This is a genomic window from Streptomyces vulcanius, from assembly GCF_042653945.1.
Classification (GTDB): Bacteria; Actinomycetota; Actinomycetes; order Streptomycetales; family Streptomycetaceae; genus Streptomyces; species Streptomyces mangrovi.
Window position 1 is genome coordinate 1 of sequence record NZ_JBHSFK010000139.1, and the last position, 616, is coordinate 616.

1 protein-coding gene is annotated in these 616 nt (G+C 73.4%); it reads right to left on the reverse strand.

Annotation, left to right across the window (positions count from 1 at the left end; genetic code table 11):
- Nucleotides 1-616, reverse strand: a 616-nt coding sequence (locus ACFPIH_RS56385) for an AfsR/SARP family transcriptional regulator (protein WP_385879468.1), incomplete at both ends; no start/stop codon positions are given.

The window sequence follows — 616 nt, forward strand, 5'->3', positions numbered from 1 at the left end:
CTGTCGGCCGCGAGCCCTGCGGCGTCGCACGCCCGGATCAGGACCCGCCACGCGGCGTCGCGGTGCCCGTCGACCTCGAGGCAGTGTTCGGCCGCCTCCACCGCCTCCACCGGCCGGCTCTGGGCGAGACGTATCTCGGCCAGCGCCACGGCCGAGTTGGCTGCTTCCCGGCGCAGTCGTTCCCGGTCGGCGGCCACCCACTCGGCCTGCCCGTCCTCGGGCAGCAGCTCACCCGCGTAGTGGTCCAGAGCGATACGGAACGCGTCCGCCGCCTCCTCCAGCCGCTGCTGCGCCCGGGCTCGTCGGCCGTCGCGCACCGCACGCTCGAAGGCCGCGACGTCGCTCACATCACCGGGCGCCAGCACCAGCCGGTAGGAATCGCCCTGCCGCGCGATGAGCCGCGAACCGCCCCTGGGACGTTCCGGTTCCAGGAAGGAACGCAGACTGGAGACCGTCACCTGGAGGTTGTGCAGCGTGGACGGTGTCGTCACTCCGTCCCAGAACGCGACCACCAGATGGTCACGGTGGACCGCCTGCCCCGCGCGTACCGCGAGGAGCCGCAGCACCGCCTGTGCCCTGGGGCGCAGCTTCGCCCAGTCGTGCTCGCGCCCGGCCA